The 18,735-nt window shown below is 65.5% G+C and carries 21 protein-coding genes and 1 riboswitch; of the genes, 11 read left to right on the forward strand and 10 right to left on the reverse strand.

Annotation, left to right across the window (positions count from 1 at the left end; genetic code table 11):
- From EWU68_RS04005 to EWU68_RS04015, 3 genes are read left to right on the forward strand one after another with little or no spacing between them, the layout of a single operon-like run.
- Positions 1-585 carry a Na+/H+ antiporter subunit E gene (locus EWU68_RS04005; protein WP_129314597.1) on the forward strand — a complete coding sequence of 195 codons (585 nt, stop codon included), beginning with the start codon at positions 1-3 and terminating at the stop codon, positions 583-585.
- A complete protein-coding gene (locus EWU68_RS13465; protein ID WP_321201184.1) occupies positions 582-974 on the forward strand; it encodes an MrpF/PhaF family protein in 393 nt (130 codons plus the stop codon). The genes EWU68_RS04005 and EWU68_RS13465 overlap by 4 nt, the downstream gene beginning before the upstream one ends.
- Complete coding sequence (locus tag EWU68_RS04015; RefSeq protein WP_129314598.1) at positions 975-1,448, forward strand: cation:proton antiporter; 474 nt, start codon at positions 975-977, stop codon at positions 1,446-1,448.
- 163 nt (positions 1,449-1,611) lie between these two features.
- Here the strand turns inward: EWU68_RS04015 and EWU68_RS04020 are convergent, their stop codons facing one another.
- Positions 1,612-1,884 (reverse strand): DUF4235 domain-containing protein, encoded by a 273-nt coding sequence (locus EWU68_RS04020; RefSeq protein ID WP_129314599.1) that lies wholly within the window; start codon positions 1,882-1,884, stop codon positions 1,612-1,614.
- A gap of 140 nt (positions 1,885-2,024) precedes the next feature.
- Positions 2,025-2,124, forward strand: a riboswitch (TPP riboswitch).
- A gap of 57 nt (positions 2,125-2,181) precedes the next feature.
- Between EWU68_RS04020 and EWU68_RS04025 the strand changes: the two genes are divergently transcribed.
- Genes EWU68_RS04025 through EWU68_RS04035 form a run of 3 tightly spaced genes read left to right on the forward strand, consistent with a single transcriptional unit; the run spans position 2,182 to position 5,299 of the window.
- Positions 2,182-2,841: an ECF transporter S component gene (locus EWU68_RS04025; protein ID WP_129314600.1), complete on the forward strand. Its 660-nt coding sequence runs from the start codon at positions 2,182-2,184 to the stop codon at positions 2,839-2,841.
- Positions 2,838-4,520 (forward strand): ABC transporter ATP-binding protein, encoded by a 1,683-nt coding sequence (locus tag EWU68_RS04030; RefSeq protein WP_129314601.1) that lies wholly within the window; start codon positions 2,838-2,840, stop codon positions 4,518-4,520. The genes EWU68_RS04025 and EWU68_RS04030 overlap by 4 nt, the downstream gene beginning before the upstream one ends.
- The gene (locus tag EWU68_RS04035) at positions 4,508-5,299 is read left to right on the forward strand and encodes an energy-coupling factor transporter transmembrane component T family protein (RefSeq protein WP_129314602.1); all 792 of its coding nucleotides are present in this window, start codon (positions 4,508-4,510) and stop codon (positions 5,297-5,299) included. Before EWU68_RS04030 ends, EWU68_RS04035 begins: the two co-directional genes overlap by 13 nt.
- 67 nt (positions 5,300-5,366) lie before the next feature.
- On the opposite strand, the gene EWU68_RS04040 is transcribed toward EWU68_RS04035, so the two are convergent.
- From EWU68_RS04040 to EWU68_RS04075, 8 genes are all read right to left on the reverse strand, one after another.
- Entirely contained in the window at positions 5,367-6,785 is a 1,419-nt protein-coding gene (locus EWU68_RS04040) for an FtsX-like permease family protein (RefSeq protein ID WP_129314603.1), read from the reverse strand.
- Position 6,786: 1 nt separating this feature from the next.
- Positions 6,787-7,578 carry an ABC transporter ATP-binding protein gene (locus tag EWU68_RS04045; RefSeq protein ID WP_129314604.1) on the reverse strand — a complete coding sequence of 264 codons (792 nt, stop codon included), beginning with the start codon at positions 7,576-7,578 and terminating at the stop codon, positions 6,787-6,789.
- A gap of 138 nt (positions 7,579-7,716) precedes the next feature.
- A complete protein-coding gene (gene fmdA / locus EWU68_RS04050; RefSeq protein ID WP_129314605.1) occupies positions 7,717-8,973 on the reverse strand; it encodes a formamidase in 1,257 nt (418 codons plus the stop codon).
- A gap of 75 nt (positions 8,974-9,048) precedes the next feature.
- Positions 9,049-9,336, reverse strand: coding sequence for an FmdB family zinc ribbon protein (locus EWU68_RS04055; RefSeq protein WP_129314606.1), 288 nt, complete (start codon positions 9,334-9,336; stop codon positions 9,049-9,051).
- A gap of 116 nt (positions 9,337-9,452) precedes the next feature.
- Positions 9,453-10,334 carry an aminotransferase class IV gene (locus EWU68_RS04060; protein WP_129314607.1) on the reverse strand — a complete coding sequence of 294 codons (882 nt, stop codon included), beginning with the start codon at positions 10,332-10,334 and terminating at the stop codon, positions 9,453-9,455.
- Positions 10,335-10,342: 8 nt separating this feature from the next.
- A complete protein-coding gene (locus tag EWU68_RS04065) occupies positions 10,343-11,581 on the reverse strand; it encodes a multidrug effflux MFS transporter (RefSeq protein WP_162421438.1) in 1,239 nt (412 codons plus the stop codon).
- Between the two features lie 73 nt (positions 11,582-11,654).
- Complete coding sequence (locus tag EWU68_RS04070) at positions 11,655-12,206, reverse strand: nucleoside/nucleotide kinase family protein (RefSeq protein WP_129314609.1); 552 nt, start codon at positions 12,204-12,206, stop codon at positions 11,655-11,657.
- 47 nt (positions 12,207-12,253) lie between these two features.
- Positions 12,254-12,760: a low molecular weight protein-tyrosine-phosphatase gene (locus EWU68_RS04075; protein ID WP_129314610.1), complete on the reverse strand. Its 507-nt coding sequence runs from the start codon at positions 12,758-12,760 to the stop codon at positions 12,254-12,256.
- A gap of 131 nt (positions 12,761-12,891) precedes the next feature.
- Between EWU68_RS04075 and EWU68_RS04080 the strand changes: the two genes are divergently transcribed.
- The 5 genes from EWU68_RS04080 (at position 12,892) to EWU68_RS04100 (ending at position 17,868) form a co-directional block, all read left to right on the forward strand.
- On the forward strand, positions 12,892-13,488 hold the full coding sequence (locus tag EWU68_RS04080) for a hypothetical protein (RefSeq protein ID WP_129314611.1): 597 nt from the start codon (positions 12,892-12,894) through the stop codon (positions 13,486-13,488).
- 217 nt (positions 13,489-13,705) lie between these two features.
- On the forward strand, positions 13,706-15,565 hold the full coding sequence (dnaK, locus tag EWU68_RS04085) for a molecular chaperone DnaK (protein ID WP_129314612.1): 1,860 nt from the start codon (positions 13,706-13,708) through the stop codon (positions 15,563-15,565).
- Entirely contained in the window at positions 15,565-16,188 is a 624-nt protein-coding gene (locus EWU68_RS04090; protein WP_129314613.1) for a nucleotide exchange factor GrpE, read from the forward strand. The genes dnaK and EWU68_RS04090 overlap by 1 nt, the downstream gene beginning before the upstream one ends.
- Positions 16,189-16,371: 183 nt before the next feature.
- Positions 16,372-17,385 carry a DnaJ C-terminal domain-containing protein gene (locus tag EWU68_RS04095; protein WP_129314614.1) on the forward strand — a complete coding sequence of 338 codons (1,014 nt, stop codon included), beginning with the start codon at positions 16,372-16,374 and terminating at the stop codon, positions 17,383-17,385.
- Between the two features lie 3 nt (positions 17,386-17,388).
- Positions 17,389-17,868, forward strand: coding sequence for a heat shock protein transcriptional repressor HspR (locus EWU68_RS04100; RefSeq protein WP_129314615.1), 480 nt, complete (start codon positions 17,389-17,391; stop codon positions 17,866-17,868).
- On the opposite strand, the gene trmB is transcribed toward EWU68_RS04100, so the two are convergent.
- Positions 17,869-18,618, reverse strand: a complete 750-nt coding sequence (gene trmB, locus EWU68_RS04105; protein ID WP_238692309.1) for a tRNA (guanosine(46)-N7)-methyltransferase TrmB — start codon at positions 18,616-18,618, stop codon at positions 17,869-17,871.
- Positions 18,619-18,735: the final 117 nt, after the last annotated feature.

Raw genomic sequence — 18,735 nt, forward strand, 5'->3', positions numbered from 1 at the left:
ATGAGTCCTTCGGCGCACCGGGCCCCACGCGTCCGGCCCAAGAACACTCTGCGCACCGAACTGCCGCTGATCGTGTGGTTGGTCCTGGTGTGGGGTGCCCTGTGGCGGGATTTCTCGGTCGGGAACCTGGTCTTCGGACTGATCATCGCGTTGGTAATCGTACGCATCTTCTATCTGCCCCCGGTGCAGTTGTCCGGTAGGTTCAACGTGTTCTGGGCGGCCGTGCTGATGACGAAATTCGTGTGGTGGATCGCCCACGCGAGTTTCGAGATCCTCTGGTTCACCGTCCGACCCCAAGGAGCTCCACGTTCGGCCGTGGTATCGGTGCGACTTCGTATCAACAGCGACCTGCTCATCACCGTGGTCGGTCACATCGTCTCCCTGATCCCAGGTTCCTTGGTGGTCGAGGTCGATCGGAGAACCGCGACCATTTACTTCCACGTCATCGACGTCAACGACGAAGCGGACGTCCGCAAGTTCCAGGACGGAGTGCGGAAGATCGAGGACCTGGTGATTCGCGTGATGGGGACCAAGGAAAGCCATCGCGCCCTGAAAGCCGGCCAGCTGGGGGAGGGAACATCGTGAATATCGTCATGATCGTCTGCGGTGTGGTGCTCGTTCTGGCCGCCATCGGAACCATTGTCCGCCTGGCCAAGGGGCCGTCTCTGTTGGATCGGGTGATCGCCTCCGACGTCCTGCTGGCCATCGTCGGCGCAGGACTCGTCGTGGACATGGTGTACAGGGACAGCTACGAGAACGTCACCATGCTGATCGTGATCTCGCTCGTCGGCTTCCTGGGTTCCGTGACGGTCGCGCGCTTTGCCAACAACAAGCGCGAACGCAAGGACCAGCGCGAAAAGCCCGAGTCCTCGGCGGCGACCACCTCGCCCGAGCGTCCGTACGGGCACGGACGATCCCGCAAATCTGGCAAGACCGTCGGTTCGACGCCGACGGCACGGCGGGGTGATCGGTAGATGGACCTCGTACTCGATACGGTGACCGGTATTTGCCTCATCGGCGGGTGCCTGATGTCGCTGGGTGCGGCCGTCGGCATCGTACGGTTCCCGGACGTGCTGTCGCGTCTCCACCCGGGAGCCAAGCCTCAGGTCTTCGGCTTGTTCCTGCTCCTGATTGCGCTCGGCATCGCTTCGCGGTCCTGGGCACTGGCCCCGGCGCTCATTCTCGCCTGGACCCTCCAGATTCTCGCCGTGCCCGTTTCCTCGCACATGGTCGGTCGGTCCGGTTTCCGCAACCGGCACTTCACCGCCTCGGCCCTGACCGTCAACGAACTGGCCGACCTCGTGGAGCAAATGAACCGCGAGGAGGAACAGGAAGAAGCGCCTGTGCAGGCGACGGACGAGCCCAAGGACATCGACGCCGAAGCCGCCGGTCTCGAGAAGGACGGTCAGGAACGGCCGGCCAAGGGGCCGGACGGCCACGACCAGTGACGTAGCTCAGCCTCGCCGGCCGGCGCTTCGTGCGGCGCCGGGAGCAGCGGCCGAACGCAACGGTGCCGATCGTCGTTCGCAGCGGGAACCACGTCCCGCCGCAGAACGACGATCGGCACCGTATGGGCTCATCGCCCGCGCACGCAGGCAACCTCCGGGCGAGTCAGACCTCGGCCTGGCCGCCCGTCTCGATCTCTTCCTTGTGTTCCAGTCTGTTGGCCAGGCGAGTAACACTGAGTTTGATCAGGGTCGCCACGACGCCGCTGATCGCGGTCCAGATGACGATGTCTCGCACGCTCTCCTCGGGATCAGGGTTGTTCGACGGCGGTTCATTGCCCGTGACCTTCTTCCACCCGAGAGTCATGACCTTGTTGGCGGCAAAGACTCCCGCCAAGGAAGCCACCGTGGAACCGATCTTGATTGCGGGGTTGCTCATGCATCTCTCCTCTTCATTCGCACCGGCGGTGCGGCCGGTCACGTACAGCTTCTTACAGCCTAATCGCACTGGTTTGCCTTTGTCCGCAACGGCCTGGAGATTCACCCGAAGTGAAACGATCGGTTAGACTGGGCGGCGTTCACGAACGACAGGGGAGCCTCGAACGAGGCTGAGAGTGCGAAAGCAGACCCTCGACCTGATGCGGTTAGCACCGACGTAGGGAGTCGAGATCTCGGGCGTACCCGAATGAAGAACGGCGTGCGACCTCCCCTCCTGATCTGTACAGGAGGAAGACCGATGAACACCACACCCTCATCCGAATCCCTGGACCGGGGTCCTGCTCGAAACGGCGCGGCCCCACATCGACGGCGAGCATCGTGGCGCGTGATCGACATCGTCATCGCATCCGTTCTGGCGGTGGTCTGCGGCGTCATCTTCTGGATCTGGTCCAATGCCGTCTCACCGGCCACGCAGACAGCGACCGTCGGATTTCCGCCCTTGTCGGGCCTGATCGGCGGTGGCTGGCTCATTGCCGGCGTCGTCGGCGGACTCGTGATCAGGAAACCGGGCGCCGCGATCTACTGCGAAATGGTTGCTGCGGTGATTGAGGCCCTCCTCGGTACGCATTACAGCGCCGGGGTTCTTCTCTCGGGCGCGATCCAGGGAATCGGCGCCGAACTCGTGTTCGCCGCGTTGTTGTACCGTCGTTTCGGACTCCCCACGGCGCTTCTGTCCGGCGCAGTATCGGGATTGTTCATGGGGATCAGCGAAGTCTTCATGTACTACGCCTTCTGGGAACCCCGGTACCAGGTTGTCTACGTGGTGTGCGCCGTGGTCTCCGGGCTCCTCATTGCCGGTTTCCTCGCGTGGGCCCTGATGCGTGCCCTGATCTCGACCGGTGTTCTCGGCTCGGTCGCGGCAGGCCGCGATGCCCGGCAGATGCGGCGGCGTGCGTGAGCGCCGGGGGCGCGTCCGTCAGCGCCCGAGGCTTCGGATGGCACCATGCTGGACGGGATGAGCCCGCGTTCCGCGACGTGGACCTGGACATCGCGCCCGGGCAGAAGGTTCTGCTGCTCGGTCCGTCCGGCGCGGGCAAATCTACCCTTCTCCACGCCCTGGCCGGTGTGCTCGAGGACGACGACGGCGAAGCCGCCCTCGGACGGGTGACCGTCAACGGCACGGACCCCCGGGACGCGAGAGCATCGGTCGGTCTGATGCAGCAGGACCCGGAATCCTCGATCGTTCTTTCTCGGGTCGGCGATGACCTCGCGTTCGGGCCGGAGAACCTCGGGGTGCCACGGGACGAGATCGTCGGGAGATGTCGGCGCGCCCTGCAATCGGTCGGACTCGATCTTCCGTGGGAGCATCCGACCTCGGCGCTGTCCGGAGGGCAGAAACAACGTCTTGGGCTGGCCGGGATCCTCGCAATGGAACCCGGTCTCCTGCTGCTCGACGAGCCGACCGCGAACCTCGACCCGGACGGCGTCGTGGAGGTCCGGGACGCCGTGGTCGCGGCCGCGGAGGAATACGGATCGACCCTGGTGGTCGTGGAGCACCGCGTGGCCGTGTGGGCCGACGTCGTCGACCGGATCATCGTGCTGTCCTCGAAGGGCGGGATCAGCCACGATGGCACTCCCGCCGAAGTTCTCGGACGGGCGCGCGAGGAGTTGCTCGACGCCGGCGTCTGGGTCCCCGACCACGTTCCGCGACGGCCCGTGGCGTCCGCGGCCGGCAACGTCCCGGTGGATTGGCAGGAGCCGCTTCTCGAAGCGTGCGGTCTCGCGGTGACCCGACAACATCCTTCCCGGTCGTGGCGACGGGCTCGACGTCGTGCCGTCAGGAAGTCTCCGTCCACTCCGATTCCGGCCGCGAGGGACGCCGTCCGGGCAACCGAGAACGTCGGTCTTCGGGTGCATCGGGGTCAGCACCTGGCGGTGACCGGGCCGAACGGCGCCGGAAAATCCACGCTCGCCCTGACTCTCGCGGGTCTGATCCCGCCGGCGGCGGGGTACGTTGCCGCGTCGGAGGAACTGAGGCACCTCCGTGATCCCGCCGCCAGGGTCGCCCGGACCCCGCCGTGGGACCCTTGGGCGTGGGCCTCCGGACAGCTGATTGCCCGTATCGGCACGGTCTTCCAAGAACCCGAGCACCAATTCGTGAGGTCCACGGTCGGGGAAGAACTCGTGCTGGGAGCGCGGTTGGCCGACGGCGCCGGACGCCGTCATCCCACCAATGGGCAGACGCACGACGGCGAGGACCCGGAAGCGCGAGCGCAGGAGCTCCTGGAGCGTCTCGGCCTGGAGCACGTGAAGGACGCCAATCCCTTCACGCTCTCCGGGGGCGAGAAACGTCGCCTCTCGGTCGGAACGGCTCTCGCCGCCAGGCCGCGGATTCTGGTTCTCGACGAGCCCACGTTCGGGCAGGACGCTCGCACGTGGGCGAACCTCGTCGATCTGCTCCGAGAGGTCATGGCGGCGGGATCGGCGGTCGTGTCCGTGACGCATGATCACGCATTCGTCGAGGCTCTCGGTGGGGAAGAGTTGCGCCTGGGGAACTACCCGCAGGGGCCGGAAGCCCAAGCGACCGAGGCAGAGTCGGTCGACGCGGTGGCAGGAGGTGAGGCATGGACCTCCTGAACAATGCCACGGCGGCGGATTCAGGCCTGGGCCGCGTGAATCCAGCGGTCAAGATCCTTCTGCTCGTTGCCCTGACCGTCGCGTTCCTGGTGAGCGCCGATGGGGTGACCTCAGGTTCCGGCGTGCTCTTTCTGGTGCTTGTGATGATCGGGTCCCGCATCGACCCGCGGAACGTGCTGGTCAGACTCTGGCCGGTCTTCACCGCCGCGGTTTTCAGCGGATGGGGCACGGCGCTCCTGTCGCCCAAGACGGGGGACGTTCTGCTCGATGTCGGGCCGTTCCTGTTCACCGCTGATTCGGTGGACGCAGGGATTGCGATTGCCTTGCGTGGATGTGCGCTCGCGATGATCTCGGTGCTGTTGCTGCTGACCACCGATGCGCGAGAAATCGGGGACAGCCTGGCCCAGACCTTTCGGCTTCCCTCGCGGTTCGTGCTGTCCGCCGTCGCCGCATTTCGTCTGGTCGGGATCATGATCACGGAATGGGAGACTCTCGCGGCCGCCAGGCGGGCCCGTGGCCTGGGGCCGGATCGAGGCATCCTCGGGAACGTCGGGGGTTTCGCGACGCAGGCCTTCTCGCTGATTGTCCAGGCATTGCGCAGGGCGAGCCGCCTTGCCGTGACGATGGAGGCCCGGGGGTTCGGCGCGGGACCGAGAACGTGGGTCCATCAGCCGGAGTACTCGTGGCGTGACGCTGCCGCCCTGGCGATCGGGCTCGGAATACCGGTGGTCGCGATCGGCCTGTCCGTGGTTCTGGGAACCTACCGGTTCTTCCACTAGGAGCCCCCCCGGGGGCCGAGATACAGCGACGCCCGGTGGATTTCCCACCGGGCGTCGTCCCGTTTCCCTAGTCCATGGCCAGCGCACGGACCGGCGGCTCCTTGGCCGTCTGCCGGGCGGGCAAGGCCGTGGCCAGGCCCGTGATCGCCAGGCATCCGATGACCACCATCAGCAGAACGCCCCAGGGAGGGGTCGGACCGAAGATGCCCGCACCCTTGAGTGAGGCGAACATGCAGAAGGTGCCGGCCCAGCCGTAGAAGATGCCCAGCGGAATGCCGACGCACGCTGCCGACACGGTCAGTTGGGCGGTCTCCCCGAAGATCATCTGCCACATCTGGCGGGTCGAGAGCCCGACCGTCCGCAGCATGCCCAGTTCTCGACGCCGCTGCATGATGGAGGATTTCATGTTGTTGGCGACGCCGATCACGGCGATCACCACGGAGAAGGCGACCATGCCGTAGACGAACAGCAAGGCATTGTCGATCATCACGTTGATCATGGCCACCTGGCCGAAATCGTACTCACCGCTCTCGGCCATGTCGTGCACCGCCGACTTGAGGGTGGATCCGAGGGTACCGAACATCACCACGAGCGTGATGCCGATGACCAGCCCCATGGATGTGCGCGCCGACCGAAGCGGGTAGCGCTTCGAATTCGCCACCGCCATGCGGCCGGGGGTCCCGTGCCCGATCAGGGAACCGGAAAGGGCGAAGAACGGGGGCATGACCCAGGCGGACCCCAGAGCGATACCGGTGAAACTCAGGAACCCTCCCAGGACGGCAGGCAGGATTCCGACGGGACTGCCGATCCCCAGGACCAGGCCACCGATCAGGAACAGAAGACCGACAACGACGAGCACGATCGAGCTGGCCAGCGTGAGCTTCCGGTTCCGGAGCGCCTTCGCCGCCGGCTCGCCGCTGCGCCGGACCCCTTCGAGCGGCGAGACCGACAGAACAGGGCGTGCCCCGTTCCAGGCTGCGATCCAACTGGTCAGCGCGACCAGGACGGCCGCAACCAGCATCCACGGATTGAGCGCCGTGGACTGCAGGCTCGTGCCTGCGTCCTTTGCCTCAGCGACCAGCGCGAGGATCCATGTTGTCAGCGCTCCGAGCGCGAGACCGACCACGGACCCCAGGATTCCGATGATGAGGCCTTCGGCGGCGACGCCGCGACGGAGGGCCGATGCCTTGGCTCCGATCAGTCGCATCATCGCAAGCTGTTGGGTCCGTCCGGCGACGACGATCGAGAAGGTGTTGACGACGACCGTCCCCGCGACGAACAGGGCGACCGCGAAGAAGGTCATCGACGTCAGGACCAGCATGACCAGGAGACTTCCGTCGGCCTGGCCGTCAGGGTTGAGAAGGTTGTACAGGAGGCCGACGGCCCCGATGAGACCGGAACCGAAGAGAGAACCGATCGTGACCACGAGGAGGGTCGAGACGTGCTGGCCCGGTCGGCGGGCCAGTTCGAGAAGAGCGTTCTTCACCTCAGTTCACCTCCAGAGACAGCATCATGTGTGCGATGTCCTCGGCGCGGGGCGAGCCTTCGCTCTGGTGGACGATTTCGCCGTCCGCGAGGTACACGACGCGCTGGGCGTGGGCCGCTGCTTTGGGATCGTGGGTGACCATGACGATCGACTGTCCCAGTTCCTGCGCCGCGACCCGCAGGAGCTGAAGCACTTCCAGAGCGGACCGGGAGTCGAGATTTCCGGTGGGCTCGTCCGCCAGAATCAGGGCGGGACGGGTTGCCAGAGCTCTGGCGATCGCGACGCGCTGCTGCTGTCCGCCCGAGAGCTCGCTCGGCCGGTGCTCCACCCGTTCGGCGAGGCCCAACCGGTCGAGGAGCTGATCGATCCAGGCCTGCTCCTGCTTGTTCGGTGAGCGACCGTCCAGGTCGAAGGGGAGAAGGATGTTTTCCCGCACGTTCATCGTGGGCATCAGGTTGAATGCCTGGAACACGAATCCCACGCGGCGTCGGCGCACTTCGGTCAGCTCGTTGTCGTCCAGGTGCGTGATTTCCTGGTCGCCGATCCACATTCTGCCGCCCGTGGCGGTCTCGAGTCCCGCCATCAGGTGCATCAGCGTGGACTTGCCGGACCCGGAGGGGCCCATGACCGCGACGAATTCTCCGGGGGCCACCTCCAGGTCGACGTCGCGGACGGCGGCAACCGCGTTCCCGCCCTCGCCGTAGGACTTGCTGACGCTCTCGGCGCGGGCGATGGGCATGACCGCTCGGGGCGCCCCGCCGGGAGCCTGATGGGTGAGGTTCGGGTGTGACATTGCAACTCCATGAGGTTTGCTTCCTGGTACAACCTCTACTGTTCCGTGCGCGGTCGTCGCGCACAGTGGAGCTGGAGCTAGATCGGGGTAGAGCTGGCTGTAGTTTCCGGCCTCAGGGCAGGTGGAACGACAGCCAGACTATGCCGGGTTCGCCGAGCGCGGTGCACCCATTCCGGGGTCGATGCGTCCGGGGCCGGAGGCCGACGGGGCGATGTCGATGTCGAAGATTTCCGTGGGGAGGTAGACCGTGGCACAGGAGTTCGGGACGTCGACGACGCCGGAGAACCTGCCCTCGATGGGTGCCGCGCCGAGCAGGAGAAAAGCCTGCTCGCGGGACCAACCGAAGGTCGTCAGGTAGTCGATCGCGTGGAGAATGGCACGCTGATAGGCCAACTGCGAATCCAGGTAGCGCTGTTCGCCGTCGAGGGTCACGGAGGTCCCGGAGAAGGCGAGCCACTCCGAATACTGCGGGGCGGTTCTGCCGGGCATGAAGATCGCGTTCTCGCTGACCCCGTAGGTCTCCATACCGCCCTTGATGACGTCGACGCGCAGATCGATGTATCCGCCCATCTCGATGGCGCCGCAGAACGTGATTTCCCCGTCCCCCTGCGAGAAGTGGAGATCGCCGACGGAGAGGTTTCCACCCTTGACGTACACGGGGTAGAAGACCCTGGAACCCTTGGTGAAGTTCTTGATGTCCTGGTTGCCACCGTTCTCCCGCGGGGGAGCGGTGCGCGCGGCCTCGGAGGCCACACGCCGGTAGTCCTCGCCGTCGAGAGAGCCCAGGATGGCGCTGTTGGGCTCCGGCGGCAGGGCCAGCGGCGGCAGACGGTGGGGATCCGTGGCAATCAGGTCTCCCTCACGCTTGTTCCAGGAAGCCAGCAAGTCCGCGGACGGGGCCGTGCCCATCAGTCCCGGGTGGGTGATACCGGTGAAACTGACGCCGGGAATGTGGCGTGAGGTCGCCGTATCGCCCGAGAAGTCCCAGATTGCTTTGTAAGCGTCCGGGAACTGGTCGACCAGGAAGCTGCCCCCGTTGTTCTTGGGGAAAATCCCTGTATAGCCCCACCCCTGTCCTGCCAGGGGGCCGGTTTCCTGAGGGATCGGCCCGAGATCGAGGATGTCCACGACGAGCAGGTCGCCGGGCTCCGCGCCTTCGACGGCGAACGGACCGGACAGAGCGTGAACGACGTCGATCGGTGCGTCCCTGACGTCGTCGGCCGAGTCGTCATTCTTGATGGCACCGTCGAACCACTCCCGGCAATCAACCCTGAACGAGTCTCCTGGCTTCAGCGTTTCGATGGGCGGGATCTCGGGGTGCCAGCGGTTGTGGCCGATCTTCTCCTGGTCGGAAAAGGGCTTGTTCGAGTCGAGGGGGAAAATGACGTCCGGCATGAGATTCCTTTCGGTGGGGGTAACTCGATGGAGCTCGCGCCGGCGGGGCTGGCGGCCCGCGCCTTCCGCGAGAGGTCAGGGTCGCGGAAGTTTGAGGTGCCGGGGGTCCTGGGTTGCCCTTGGCGAAGAGGCGCCCGGACTGTTGGGGACGTGCGAGACGACGTCAGGTTCGTGCGCGGAGCGTTCGGCGTCCCCGATGGCCTTCGCTCGGTCGGAACCGAGGGCGGACAGCCCGATGGGCGAGAAGACCCGTGCCGCCGTCTCGGAGCAGTTGCGGCACGGCCTCGATCCGGGAACCTCCGACATGGGATGCATGGCCTCGAAGACTCCACAGCTCGGGCATCGGAATTCGTACAGGGGCATTCGCACCTCAAGAATCATGAGTGGTATCAATCACTTCGTGCTTTGAGATTACGCCCGGCGTCATGCCCGGTCAACGGCGGCCTCGTGAGGTTAAGCGGGGGCGCCGGACGCCCGTATCAGCGGGAGCGCAGGAAACCCATCAGCGTCTCGGTGACGTCGGGACTCGTTGCGAGCGCCTGGTTGTTGAGATGAGTGACCGGGGCCAGCAACCGGACCGAGGACGTCAGCCAGACGCCGTCGGACTCCATGAGGTCCTTCGGATAGAGCGGCCCGAACCCGACGTCCCACCCCGAGTCCCTGGCGCCTTCGAAGAGTGCCCCTTGCGTGGTGCCGGGGAGGATCCCGTGATTCGGCTCGGGAGTGAACAGTGTCAGCCGGCCCTGGTCCCTCCTCGCGACCACGACCGAGCTCGTCGCCCCCTCGAGGATCCGCCGGTCCGATGCCGTGAAGATCGCTTCCTGCGCACCGAGTGATTTCACGTGTCTCAGGACGGCCATGTTGACCGCGTAGGAGAGGGTTTTGGCTCCCGCCAGGAGCCAGGGGTACGACGTGTCCTCGGCGGGATCATGGCCTCGCGGAAGCAGCATCGCTCTGACCCCGTTCTCCCGCTGCTCGATCGTCGAGTCCGGTACACCGCTGACGATCACGAGCCCGTAGGGGCCTTCATCCGGCGTTCCCCGACTGATCAGGAGTTTCACCGTATGTTCGACGCCGAGACCCGTCCTGGTGCCCGGCCCCGCGGATTCCAGGGCGAGGGCGGTGGCCTGCCGCCACGCGGCGTCGTCGGGATCGGATATTTTCAGGAGTCTGGCGGAATTGGCCAGCCGAGTCAGGTGGAGGTCGAATTTCCGTACCTGCGAGTCCACGGCGAGCATGGTTTCGAAGACTCCGTCTCCCCGCGTATAGCCTTCGTCGTCGATCCTGATCAGCGGCGCCGAGGCGTCGAGGAGGGTCCCCGTGGGGGAATTGTGGTCAATGCGTACAACCGTGGGTGCCATGCGTCTCATTAAACGTCATTCTCACCGGTCGCACGAGGGGGCACGGACCGTGTTCGTGGTTCGAACACCCGAGAGGCGAGGAGGAAAAGGATGAGGGCGACGCCGCTGCACCCGACCATCATCCCGGCCATGGGCAACACGGCGTGTTCGCCGGCGGAGCTCACGAGCGGTGACACGAGGCCGCCCATCAGGGCCTGGAGGCCACCGACCAGCGCGGAACTCGCGCCCGCGTAGTCGCGGCCTTGTTGCAGTGCCAGCGAGGTCGCGTTGCCGAAAACGAGGCCCTGGGCCGCGGCGGTGGCGAAGAGGCAGAGGAGCGTGAGCACCAGGGACAGCCCGAAGCAGGCGAGGGCCAGGAATACGAGCGTGGCCGCATTCGACACCAGAATTCCGGCCAGGCCGATGCCCTGCGGCCGGTATTTTCGGAGCAGAACGTTGGACACCCAGGAGAACGCCAGGATCCCGAAGGAGTTGACCGCGAACACCAACGCGTACTCCGTCGCGGACATGCCCAGGTTGTTCTGCAGGACGTAGGTGGACCCCGAAATGTAGGAGAACAGGGTTCCGAAGGAGAACACGAAGGCGAGCATGTAGGCGACGTATGCCGGCCGCCGGAGTATCCGGGCGATGCCGCGGCCGGAGGTCCTGAGACCGCCGCCGTGTCGACGTTCCCGCGGCAGGGATTCGGGAAAGAGGAAGAGAACCCCCAAGGCCATGGCAAGGGTCATGGCGGTGAGAACCCAGAAAACCGTCCGCCACGGCGCGAATCCGAGGATGATGCCACCGAGGGTCGGTGCCAGGACGGGCGAAATTCCGTTGACCATCATCATGAAGTTCATGTACCGGGTCGTCTGCTGCCCCTCGGTCAGGTCCGTGACGGCGGACCTGGCCAGGACCACCCCGGCCGCCCCGGAGAAGCCCATGAGGAATCGCAGGGCGATGAGCAGGTGCACCGTCGGGGCGACGGCGCACCCCGCCGTGGCCAGAACACAGACCAGTGAGCAGACGACGAGGGGAAGACGCCGTCCCCACTGGTCCGAGAGGGGCCCGACGACGATCTGCCCGATCGCGAGGCCCGCCATGAAGGCCGAGAGGGTGAGTTGGACCTGCGACGCCGTCGTCCCGAGGTCGTGGGTCATTTGTGGGAACGCCGCCAAGTACATGTCGGTGCCCAACGGAGCTATGCCGGTCAGGGTCCCCAACAGGATGACAAGGGGCACCGATATGCGCGAAGTGGCGGAGTGCACGTTGACCTCAGGATTCTCGACGACGGGTGATGCAGGGGGAGTGCAGGAGGGAAAAGCCCCGGACCTGGGCAGGTTACCGCGCGAAGAGTCTTTCCTCCTGCTCGGCCCAGAGCTGCCAGTAGGGCCGGTAGAGATCTCCGTCCCGTGTCAGTGCCCGGTACCTGCGGATGTTTGATTCCAGGTGGAGCCAGATGCCGAAATGGGGCCGAACTTCCTGATGACCGGGGGCTGTGGCCCCCACGCCCTCGGCGATGATGACCTTCGCGCCCGCGCTCAGCGTGCGACTGCTCGGTTCCCGCCGGTTTCTGGTCCAATCCCAGGCGTGCCATGTGGCGTCCTCGTTTCGCAGGACACGTCCGAGGATGGCGGCGTACTCGTCCACGCCGGATTCCAGGCCTTCCCACCCCGGGTAGAGATCCTCGAGGCGGAACAGCTCCGCCGCGTTTTCGCCCTCCTCCAGGGCGATGCGCTCCAAGAGCCGCGTGGCAAGGCTCGATTTGCCCGCACCCGAGCGGCCGTCGATGGCTATCACGAAGGGCTCGGGCCCCGTGGCCAGGGACCGGGCCAGTCCGATGGCCCGCCACAGGTCGTTCTCGCGCCGGGTATCGATGGTGTGGGAGTGCATGACCCACATCGGTTGGTGCGCGAGTGCTGAGCTCCTGGCCGTTGCCGTCATGGTTTCTCGCGCCGGGATCCCGGCTGACGAGCGACGTCGTCGATCACGCCCTGGACCGAGTCCTCAATCATGCCGAAGGTCCGATCGAAATCCGAGGCGTCTCCGTACCAGGGGTCGTAGATTCCGATGCCCTCGAGCGCTTCTCCCGCGGCGGAGGGATCGTACTCGCGCATCAGGTGGATCTTGTCCGCCTGGGCATCGTTCGCGGCCATGGTTCTCAGCGCGCGGTAGTGGGGCACATCGAGTGCGAGAACCAGATCGTTGTTCTCGAGATCCTCGCGGGTGACCTGCCGGGCGCGGTGACCGCTGGTGTCGATCCCCAGCCTCTCCATGACTTTCCGGGCGCGAGGGTCGATGGGGTTGCCCTGCTCCTCGTCGCTGACTCCGGCGGAGGTCACGACGACGTCGTCCAGGCCGGCGTCACGGGCGGCCTCACGGACGAGGTATTCGGCCATGGGGGAACGGCAGATGTTTCCGGTGCAAACGGTCACGATGCGATACATGCCGTCCACGTTACCGGGCCGACGCCGCCGAGGGGAGCTGTGGGAGCAGCCCGGGTGAACGTACCCTGGACCATGGACCCGTTGTCGAGAGTTGAGCACCCGAAAGTGCAGAATCAGGGAAGGCGAATCCCATGAGTCACAGTCCTGCCCCGGAGCCGAATGGGGCGCGTCCGGGAGACGTCCGCGGAGACCTGCACCTGGGGCGCCAGGTCTATGGCGAGGAGGCGCGCAAGCCTCGCACCGGTCTGATAGTGACCCTCTCGGTCGGTGGCGCAGTGCTCCTTGCGCTGGTGATCGGCGGGGCCTTCGTCGTCACCGGTCTGCTGAGCGGTGGCAAGGTCGACGACGCGGCCGACTTCCGTGCCAAGGTCAAGCAGGTGGGCGAGGACCACGACGCCGACCAGTGCAGCGATGTGGACGACACGGTCCTGGCGTCCTCTTTCTCCTCCGAGCTCTTTCCCGAGGACACCCAGATCTATCTCTGCTCGGACGTCGACCTGACCGATCCGGCGGCTGTCTCTTCCGCGGACGAGGACACGAAGCTTCTGGTGGGCGCGTACTCCCGAGAAGAATCCGACATGAAATCGCCCATGAGCCAGACCGTGGAGACGGTTTCCGCGGATGGCCGGAGCCAATCCTGGGCCCTGGAATCGGACCACTGGGCCGTGGTCGGAAACGTCGGCACGTCCCGCGAGGCCAAGAAGGCCTTGGGAGGCGACGCCTGGTAATCCCGCTGACGAGGAACATTGGGCCGGGCCGCCGATAGAAAGTTGAGTTTGGTTCACTCAACTCTCTTGACATATCTCCTGGTTGTGGCAGACTTGAGTCAGGACAACTCAAGAAGTGAGACCTCCGGGTGTGCAAGATGGAGTGCCCACGCGGCAGTTCCTCGTGGTGAGGACCCGAATGCGCCCCGGTTTTCGGACAAAGTAAGGAGAACCCCATATGTCACGTGCAGTAGGCATTGACCTCGGCACCACCAACTCCGTGGTCGCCGTTCTCGAAGGCGGCGAGCCCGTCGTCATCGCGAACGCCGAAGGCGCTCGCACCACTCCCTCCGTCGTTGCTTTCGGCAAGGACGGCGAAACCCTGGTCGGCGACATCGCCAAGCGCCAGGCCGTCACCAACGTCGATCGCACCATCGCTTCGGTCAAGCGCCACATGGGCACCGACTGGAACACCGAGATCGACGGCAAGAAGTACACGCCGCAGGAGATCTCGGCCCGTACCCTCCAGAAGCTCAAGGGCGACGCCGAAGCCTTCCTGAACGACACGGTGACCGACGCCGTCATCACCGTCCCCGCGTACTTCAACGATGCTGAGCGCCAGGCAACCAAGGAAGCCGGAGAGATCGCCGGTCTCAACGTTCTGCGCATCGTCAACGAGCCCACCGCGGCGGCCCTGGCCTACGGTCTGGACAAGGGCAACGAGGACGAGCACATTCTGGTCTTCGACCTCGGTGGCGGTACCTTCGACGTCTCCCTGCTGGAAGTCGGCAAGGACGAGGACGGCTTCTCGACCATTCAGGTTCGTGCCACGTCGGGCGACAACCGCCTCGGCGGTGACGACTGGGACCAGCGCATCGTGGATTGGCTGCTCGAGCAGGTCAAGTCCAAGACCGGTGCCGACCTCTCGAAGGACAAGATCGCCCTCCAGCGTCTGCGTGAGGCGGCCGAACAGGCCAAGAAGGAACTCTCCTCGGCCACCTCGACCAACATTTCCCTGCAGTACCTGTCGGTGACCCAGGACGGCCCGGTCCACCTGGACGAGAAGCTCTCCCGCGCGAAGTTCCAGGATCTGACGCAGGATCTTCTGGATCGCGTGAAGAAGCCCTTCAACGACGTCATCAAGGAAGCCGGCATCAAGATCAGCGACATCGCGCACATCGTGCTCGTCGGTGGTTCGACTCGCATGCCGGCGGTCGTCGAAGAGGTCAAGAGCCTCGCCGGTGGTCAGGAGCCCAACAAGGGCGTCAACCCGGACGAGGTCGTCGCCATGGGTGCGGCCTTGCAGGCCGGCGTCCTCAAGGGCGATCGCAAGGACGTCCTTCTGATCGACGTGACCCCGCTGTCGCTGGGCATCGAGACCAAGGGCGGCGTGATGACCAAGCTCATCGAGCGCAACACCGCGATCCCGACCCGCCGGTCCGAGACCTTCACGACCGCGGAGGACAACCAGCCCTCCGTGTCGATCCAGGTCTTCCAGGGCGAGCGCGAATTCACCCGCGACAACAAGTCGCTCGGCACCTTCGAGCTGACCGGTATCGCACCGGCTCCCCGCGGAGTGCCCCAGGTCGAGGTGACGTTCGACATCGACGCCAACGGCATCGTGAACGTTTCCGCGAAGGACAAGGGCACCGGCACGGAGCAGTCGATGACCATTACCGGCGGTACATCGCTTTCCCAGGACGACATCGACCGCATGGTCAAGGACGCCGAGGCCAACGCCGAGTCGGACAAGGCTCGTCGTGAGGCCGCGGACCTGCGCAACAACGCGGAGTCCAGCGCCTACCAGATCGAGAAGCTGCTCAAGGACAACGACGACAAGGTCTCCGAGGACATCAAGACCGAGGTCCAGGGCGACGTCGACGAGGTCAAGAAGGCTCTCGAGGGCGATGACGACGACGCAGTGAAGTCCGCGTACGAGAAGCTTCAGGCTTCCCAGACCAAGCTCGGCGAGGCGATCTACTCGCAGGCACAGGCCGGGGCCGACACGGAGGACACCTCCGAGGCCAACGCCGATGCCAACGAGGAAGACGTCGTCGACGCCGAGGTCGTAGACGATGAGGATGAGAAGAAGAACTGATGACTGAGCCGAACAACACCAATAACCCTGAAGGGAACGACCCGCTGGAGGACGCCTTCAACGCTCCCGACGCGGAAGGAGCTCCCGAGGCGGAAGGCGCCGAGGGTGTAGGTGCTGAGGCCGACGGTCAGGGCGGGTCCGCGGCGGAAGCCGCCGCGGACCCCTCCGAGGAGGAGCCCATCGAGGACCCCACCACGGAGGCCGAGAAGCTCGCCAACGAGCGACTCGAGGACCTGCGCCGCCTGCAGGCAGAGTTCATGAACTTCAAGAACCGGTCCCAGAAGGAACGGGACCAGCTTCGGGAGTTCGTTGTCGCCGACGTGGTCAGCTCGTTGTTGCCCGTGATCGATGACATCGACGCCGCCCGCAAGGCCGGTGACCTCGACGACGGTCCGTTCGCCGCCATCGCCAGCAAGTTCGAGGACGCGCTGACCAAGCACGGCCTGGAACGGTACGGCGATACCGGCGACCAGTTCGACCCCAAGGTCCACGAGGCCGTGATGCAGCAACCGACCAGTGAGGTCGAGCCGGACCAGGTCTCCATGGTGTTCCGCAGCGGATACCGAGTCCAGGATCGGGTGCTGCGTCCGGCCCAGGTGGCCGTGGCGGTTGCCGAGGACTGATCTGGGAATTCGATGGGCGGCTTCGGGAAACCTGGCCCTGCCCAGCGCGACGACGACGCCGGGACCACGCTTCTCCGCTCCAGCGGCGGGGGAGCGGCCCGGCGTCGTTCGTTCCTGAAGCCGACCCCGCGGAGATCGGGAGCAACGACGAAGACATACCCAACGCTTTGAAAGGAGGCGTCAATGGCTAGCGAGAATTGGTTGGAGAAAGACTTCTACAAGGTTCTGGGCGTCTCCAAGGACGCCAGCGAGGCCGACATCAAGAAGGCCTACCGAAAGCTGGCACGGAAGTACCACCCGGATCAGAACCCCGGGGACGAGACCGCGGAGAAGAAGTTCAAAGAGGTTTCGGAGGCCAATACGGTTCTCTCCGACCCGGAGCAGCGGAAGCAGTACGACGCAATCCGTGCCATGGGATCGGGCGCCCGGTTCAGTGCCGGCGCAGGCGGCCCGGGCGGACCGGGAGGCGCCGGAGGCGCTGGGGGCTTCGAGGACATGTTCGGTGACATGTTCGGCGGCGGTCGCGCCAGGACCACATACGGTGGCGGGCCCCGTATGCAGTACGGCTCAGCCGGAGGCGATCCCTTCGCGGATCTGTTCGGCGGAGGCGGCTTCGGGGGCCAGAACCCGTTCGGCGCCCAGCAGCAGCCTCGCAACCCGGACGTGGAAGCGAGCGTGACGATCGATTTCGGCCAGTCCTTGGAGGGGGCCAAGGTCAAGGTCAATCGGCCCGACCAACGAAGCACCACGATTCGGCTTCCGGAAGGCGTCCGGGACGGTCAGAAGGTTCGGCTCCGGGGCAAGGGCAGCATCGGCCCCGGCGGGAAATCGGACCTGATCGTGACCGTCCACGTGAGGCCGCACGAGGTCTACGAGCGGGACGGCGACAATCTCACGATTCGTGTCCCCGTCACCTACGAGGAAGCTGCCCTCGGAACCGTCCTGGCTGTGCCCACGACCGATGGTTCGGTGGTACGTTTGCGTCTCAAGGCGGGTCAGGAACCGGGAACCAGGATGCGAGTCAAAGGCCGAGGCGTGAAGACCAAGAAGCACACGGGGGATCTCTACGTGATTCCGGAGATCCAGGTGCCCCAGGACCTGACCGCCGAGGCGGAGGACGCCCTGAAGAAATTCACAGAGCTGGCCGCCCAAGGAGATCCGCGGGAGGGTCTGGCAGAGAAGGCAAAGGTCGTGTAATCCATGCAATTCAGCGACGTGAACCAGCCGCTCTTCGTGATTTCGGTGGCAGCCGAGCTTGCGGAGATGCACCCCCAGACGCTCAGGCAGTATGACCGGCTCGGACTGGTGACACCGTCGCGATTGCCCGGACGGGCCCGTCGCTACTCGCAGAAGGACGTCACACGCCTGCGGCAGATCCAGCAGCTCTCGCAGGAAGGCGTGTCCCTCGAAGGCATCAAACGGGTTCTCCAGCTCGAGAACCAGGTCGATGCGCTGCAAGCGCGGGTTCGCGAGCTGACCGACGAATTGCAGGAAGCCCGGGACCGGCTCGAGGAGTCCTCCCGCGTCTTCGCCGCGACCATCGGCGGCGACGTCGTGAAATTGGGTCGGGGGCAGAGGCCCAGCCGTCAGCCGCAGGGCAAGGCGCTGGTCATCAGCAGACCCCAGTTGCCCGCACGGGCGAATCCACCGGCCGGCGGGGGAGCCGGCCGGTGGAATTGATCATCGGCGTCGAAAGGCGAGGTCGTGCGCGCGGCGCCCGGCCTCGCCGGCTTTTCTCTCGAAGCTCGTGAGGACACGGCCTTCCCACCTCGGGGCCCAGCCGCCCTGGGGATCCTCTTCGGTGGCCCCTTCTCCGGGGTGAAGATTCTCGAAGTCGGGCGCCGATTCCATGACCTCACGCATGACCAGGGCGTATTCTTCCCAGTCGGTGGCCAGCCGCCAAATGCCTCCGGGCTTGAGCACGCGGGCGGCTTTCTCCGCGAATCCTGGGGAGACCAACCGTCGCTTGTGATGCCTCGACTTGTGCCAGGGATCGGGGAAGAAGACCCAGAGCTCGTCCACGGACGCGGGTGTCAGCAGATTGTCCAGAACCTCGGGGGCATTGGCCTGGACGCACCGCACGTTGGTGACTTCGGCCTGGCCCATCTTGAGCAGCAGGTCCGCGATGCCGGGTTTGTAGACCTCCACGGCAAGGTAGTTGTTCTCCGGATGGTCTTCCGCGGCGTGGACGATGGCCTCTCCCAACCCGGAGCCGATCTCGACGACGAGCGGGGCCTGTCTGCCGTACACCGCCTCGGGGTCGAACTCCGCGGTCTCGGCGACCGATGTGTCCGTGACCTCGCGGGGCACATCGATCACGTGCGTCGGGGCGTACGCGTCCCAAGCCTTCTGGCGCCTGGCGGTGAGCCGGTCACCGCGACGGACGAACGAATACGGCTGCCGATGGAACTTCTGGGGTACGTCGCTCAAGGATGCTCCGGTGATCTGTGAAAGCGTCTGGGCCGCGACCAGGACGGGCCGAGGCGCCCCCCACTGGTCAGTGGGGCCGCTCCGCCGGAGGCCTGGTCGCCGGAACAGCTTATCGCA

Source organism: Rothia koreensis (assembly GCF_004136575.1).
GTDB lineage: Bacteria > Actinomycetota > Actinomycetes > Actinomycetales > Micrococcaceae > Rothia > Rothia koreensis.

Coding starts and splice junctions, on each gene's coding strand:
- EWU68_RS04005 (WP_129314597.1), top strand. CDS start 1: ATGAGTCCTTCGGCGCACCGGGCCCCACGCGTCCGGCCCAAGAACACT.
- EWU68_RS04015 (WP_129314598.1), top strand. CDS start 975: ATGGACCTCGTACTCGATACGGTGACCGGTATTTGCCTCATCGGCGGG.
- EWU68_RS04020 (WP_129314599.1), bottom strand. CDS start 1,884: ATGAGCAACCCCGCAATCAAGATCGGTTCCACGGTGGCTTCCTTGGCG.
- EWU68_RS04025 (WP_129314600.1), top strand. CDS start 2,182: ATGAACACCACACCCTCATCCGAATCCCTGGACCGGGGTCCTGCTCGA.
- EWU68_RS04035 (WP_129314602.1), top strand. CDS start 4,508: ATGGACCTCCTGAACAATGCCACGGCGGCGGATTCAGGCCTGGGCCGC.
- EWU68_RS04045 (WP_129314604.1), bottom strand. CDS start 7,578: ATGTCACACCCGAACCTCACCCATCAGGCTCCCGGCGGGGCGCCCCGA.
- fmdA (WP_129314605.1), bottom strand. CDS start 8,973: ATGCCGGACGTCATTTTCCCCCTCGACTCGAACAAGCCCTTTTCCGAC.
- EWU68_RS04055 (WP_129314606.1), bottom strand. CDS start 9,336: ATGCCCCTGTACGAATTCCGATGCCCGAGCTGTGGAGTCTTCGAGGCC.
- EWU68_RS04060 (WP_129314607.1), bottom strand. CDS start 10,334: ATGGCACCCACGGTTGTACGCATTGACCACAATTCCCCCACGGGGACC.
- EWU68_RS04070 (WP_129314609.1), bottom strand. CDS start 12,206: ATGCACTCCCACACCATCGATACCCGGCGCGAGAACGACCTGTGGCGG.
- EWU68_RS04075 (WP_129314610.1), bottom strand. CDS start 12,760: ATGTATCGCATCGTGACCGTTTGCACCGGAAACATCTGCCGTTCCCCC.
- EWU68_RS04080 (WP_129314611.1), top strand. CDS start 12,892: ATGAGTCACAGTCCTGCCCCGGAGCCGAATGGGGCGCGTCCGGGAGAC.
- dnaK (WP_129314612.1), top strand. CDS start 13,706: ATGTCACGTGCAGTAGGCATTGACCTCGGCACCACCAACTCCGTGGTC.
- EWU68_RS04090 (WP_129314613.1), top strand. CDS start 15,565: ATGACTGAGCCGAACAACACCAATAACCCTGAAGGGAACGACCCGCTG.
- EWU68_RS04095 (WP_129314614.1), top strand. CDS start 16,372: ATGGCTAGCGAGAATTGGTTGGAGAAAGACTTCTACAAGGTTCTGGGC.
- EWU68_RS04100 (WP_129314615.1), top strand. CDS start 17,389: ATGCAATTCAGCGACGTGAACCAGCCGCTCTTCGTGATTTCGGTGGCA.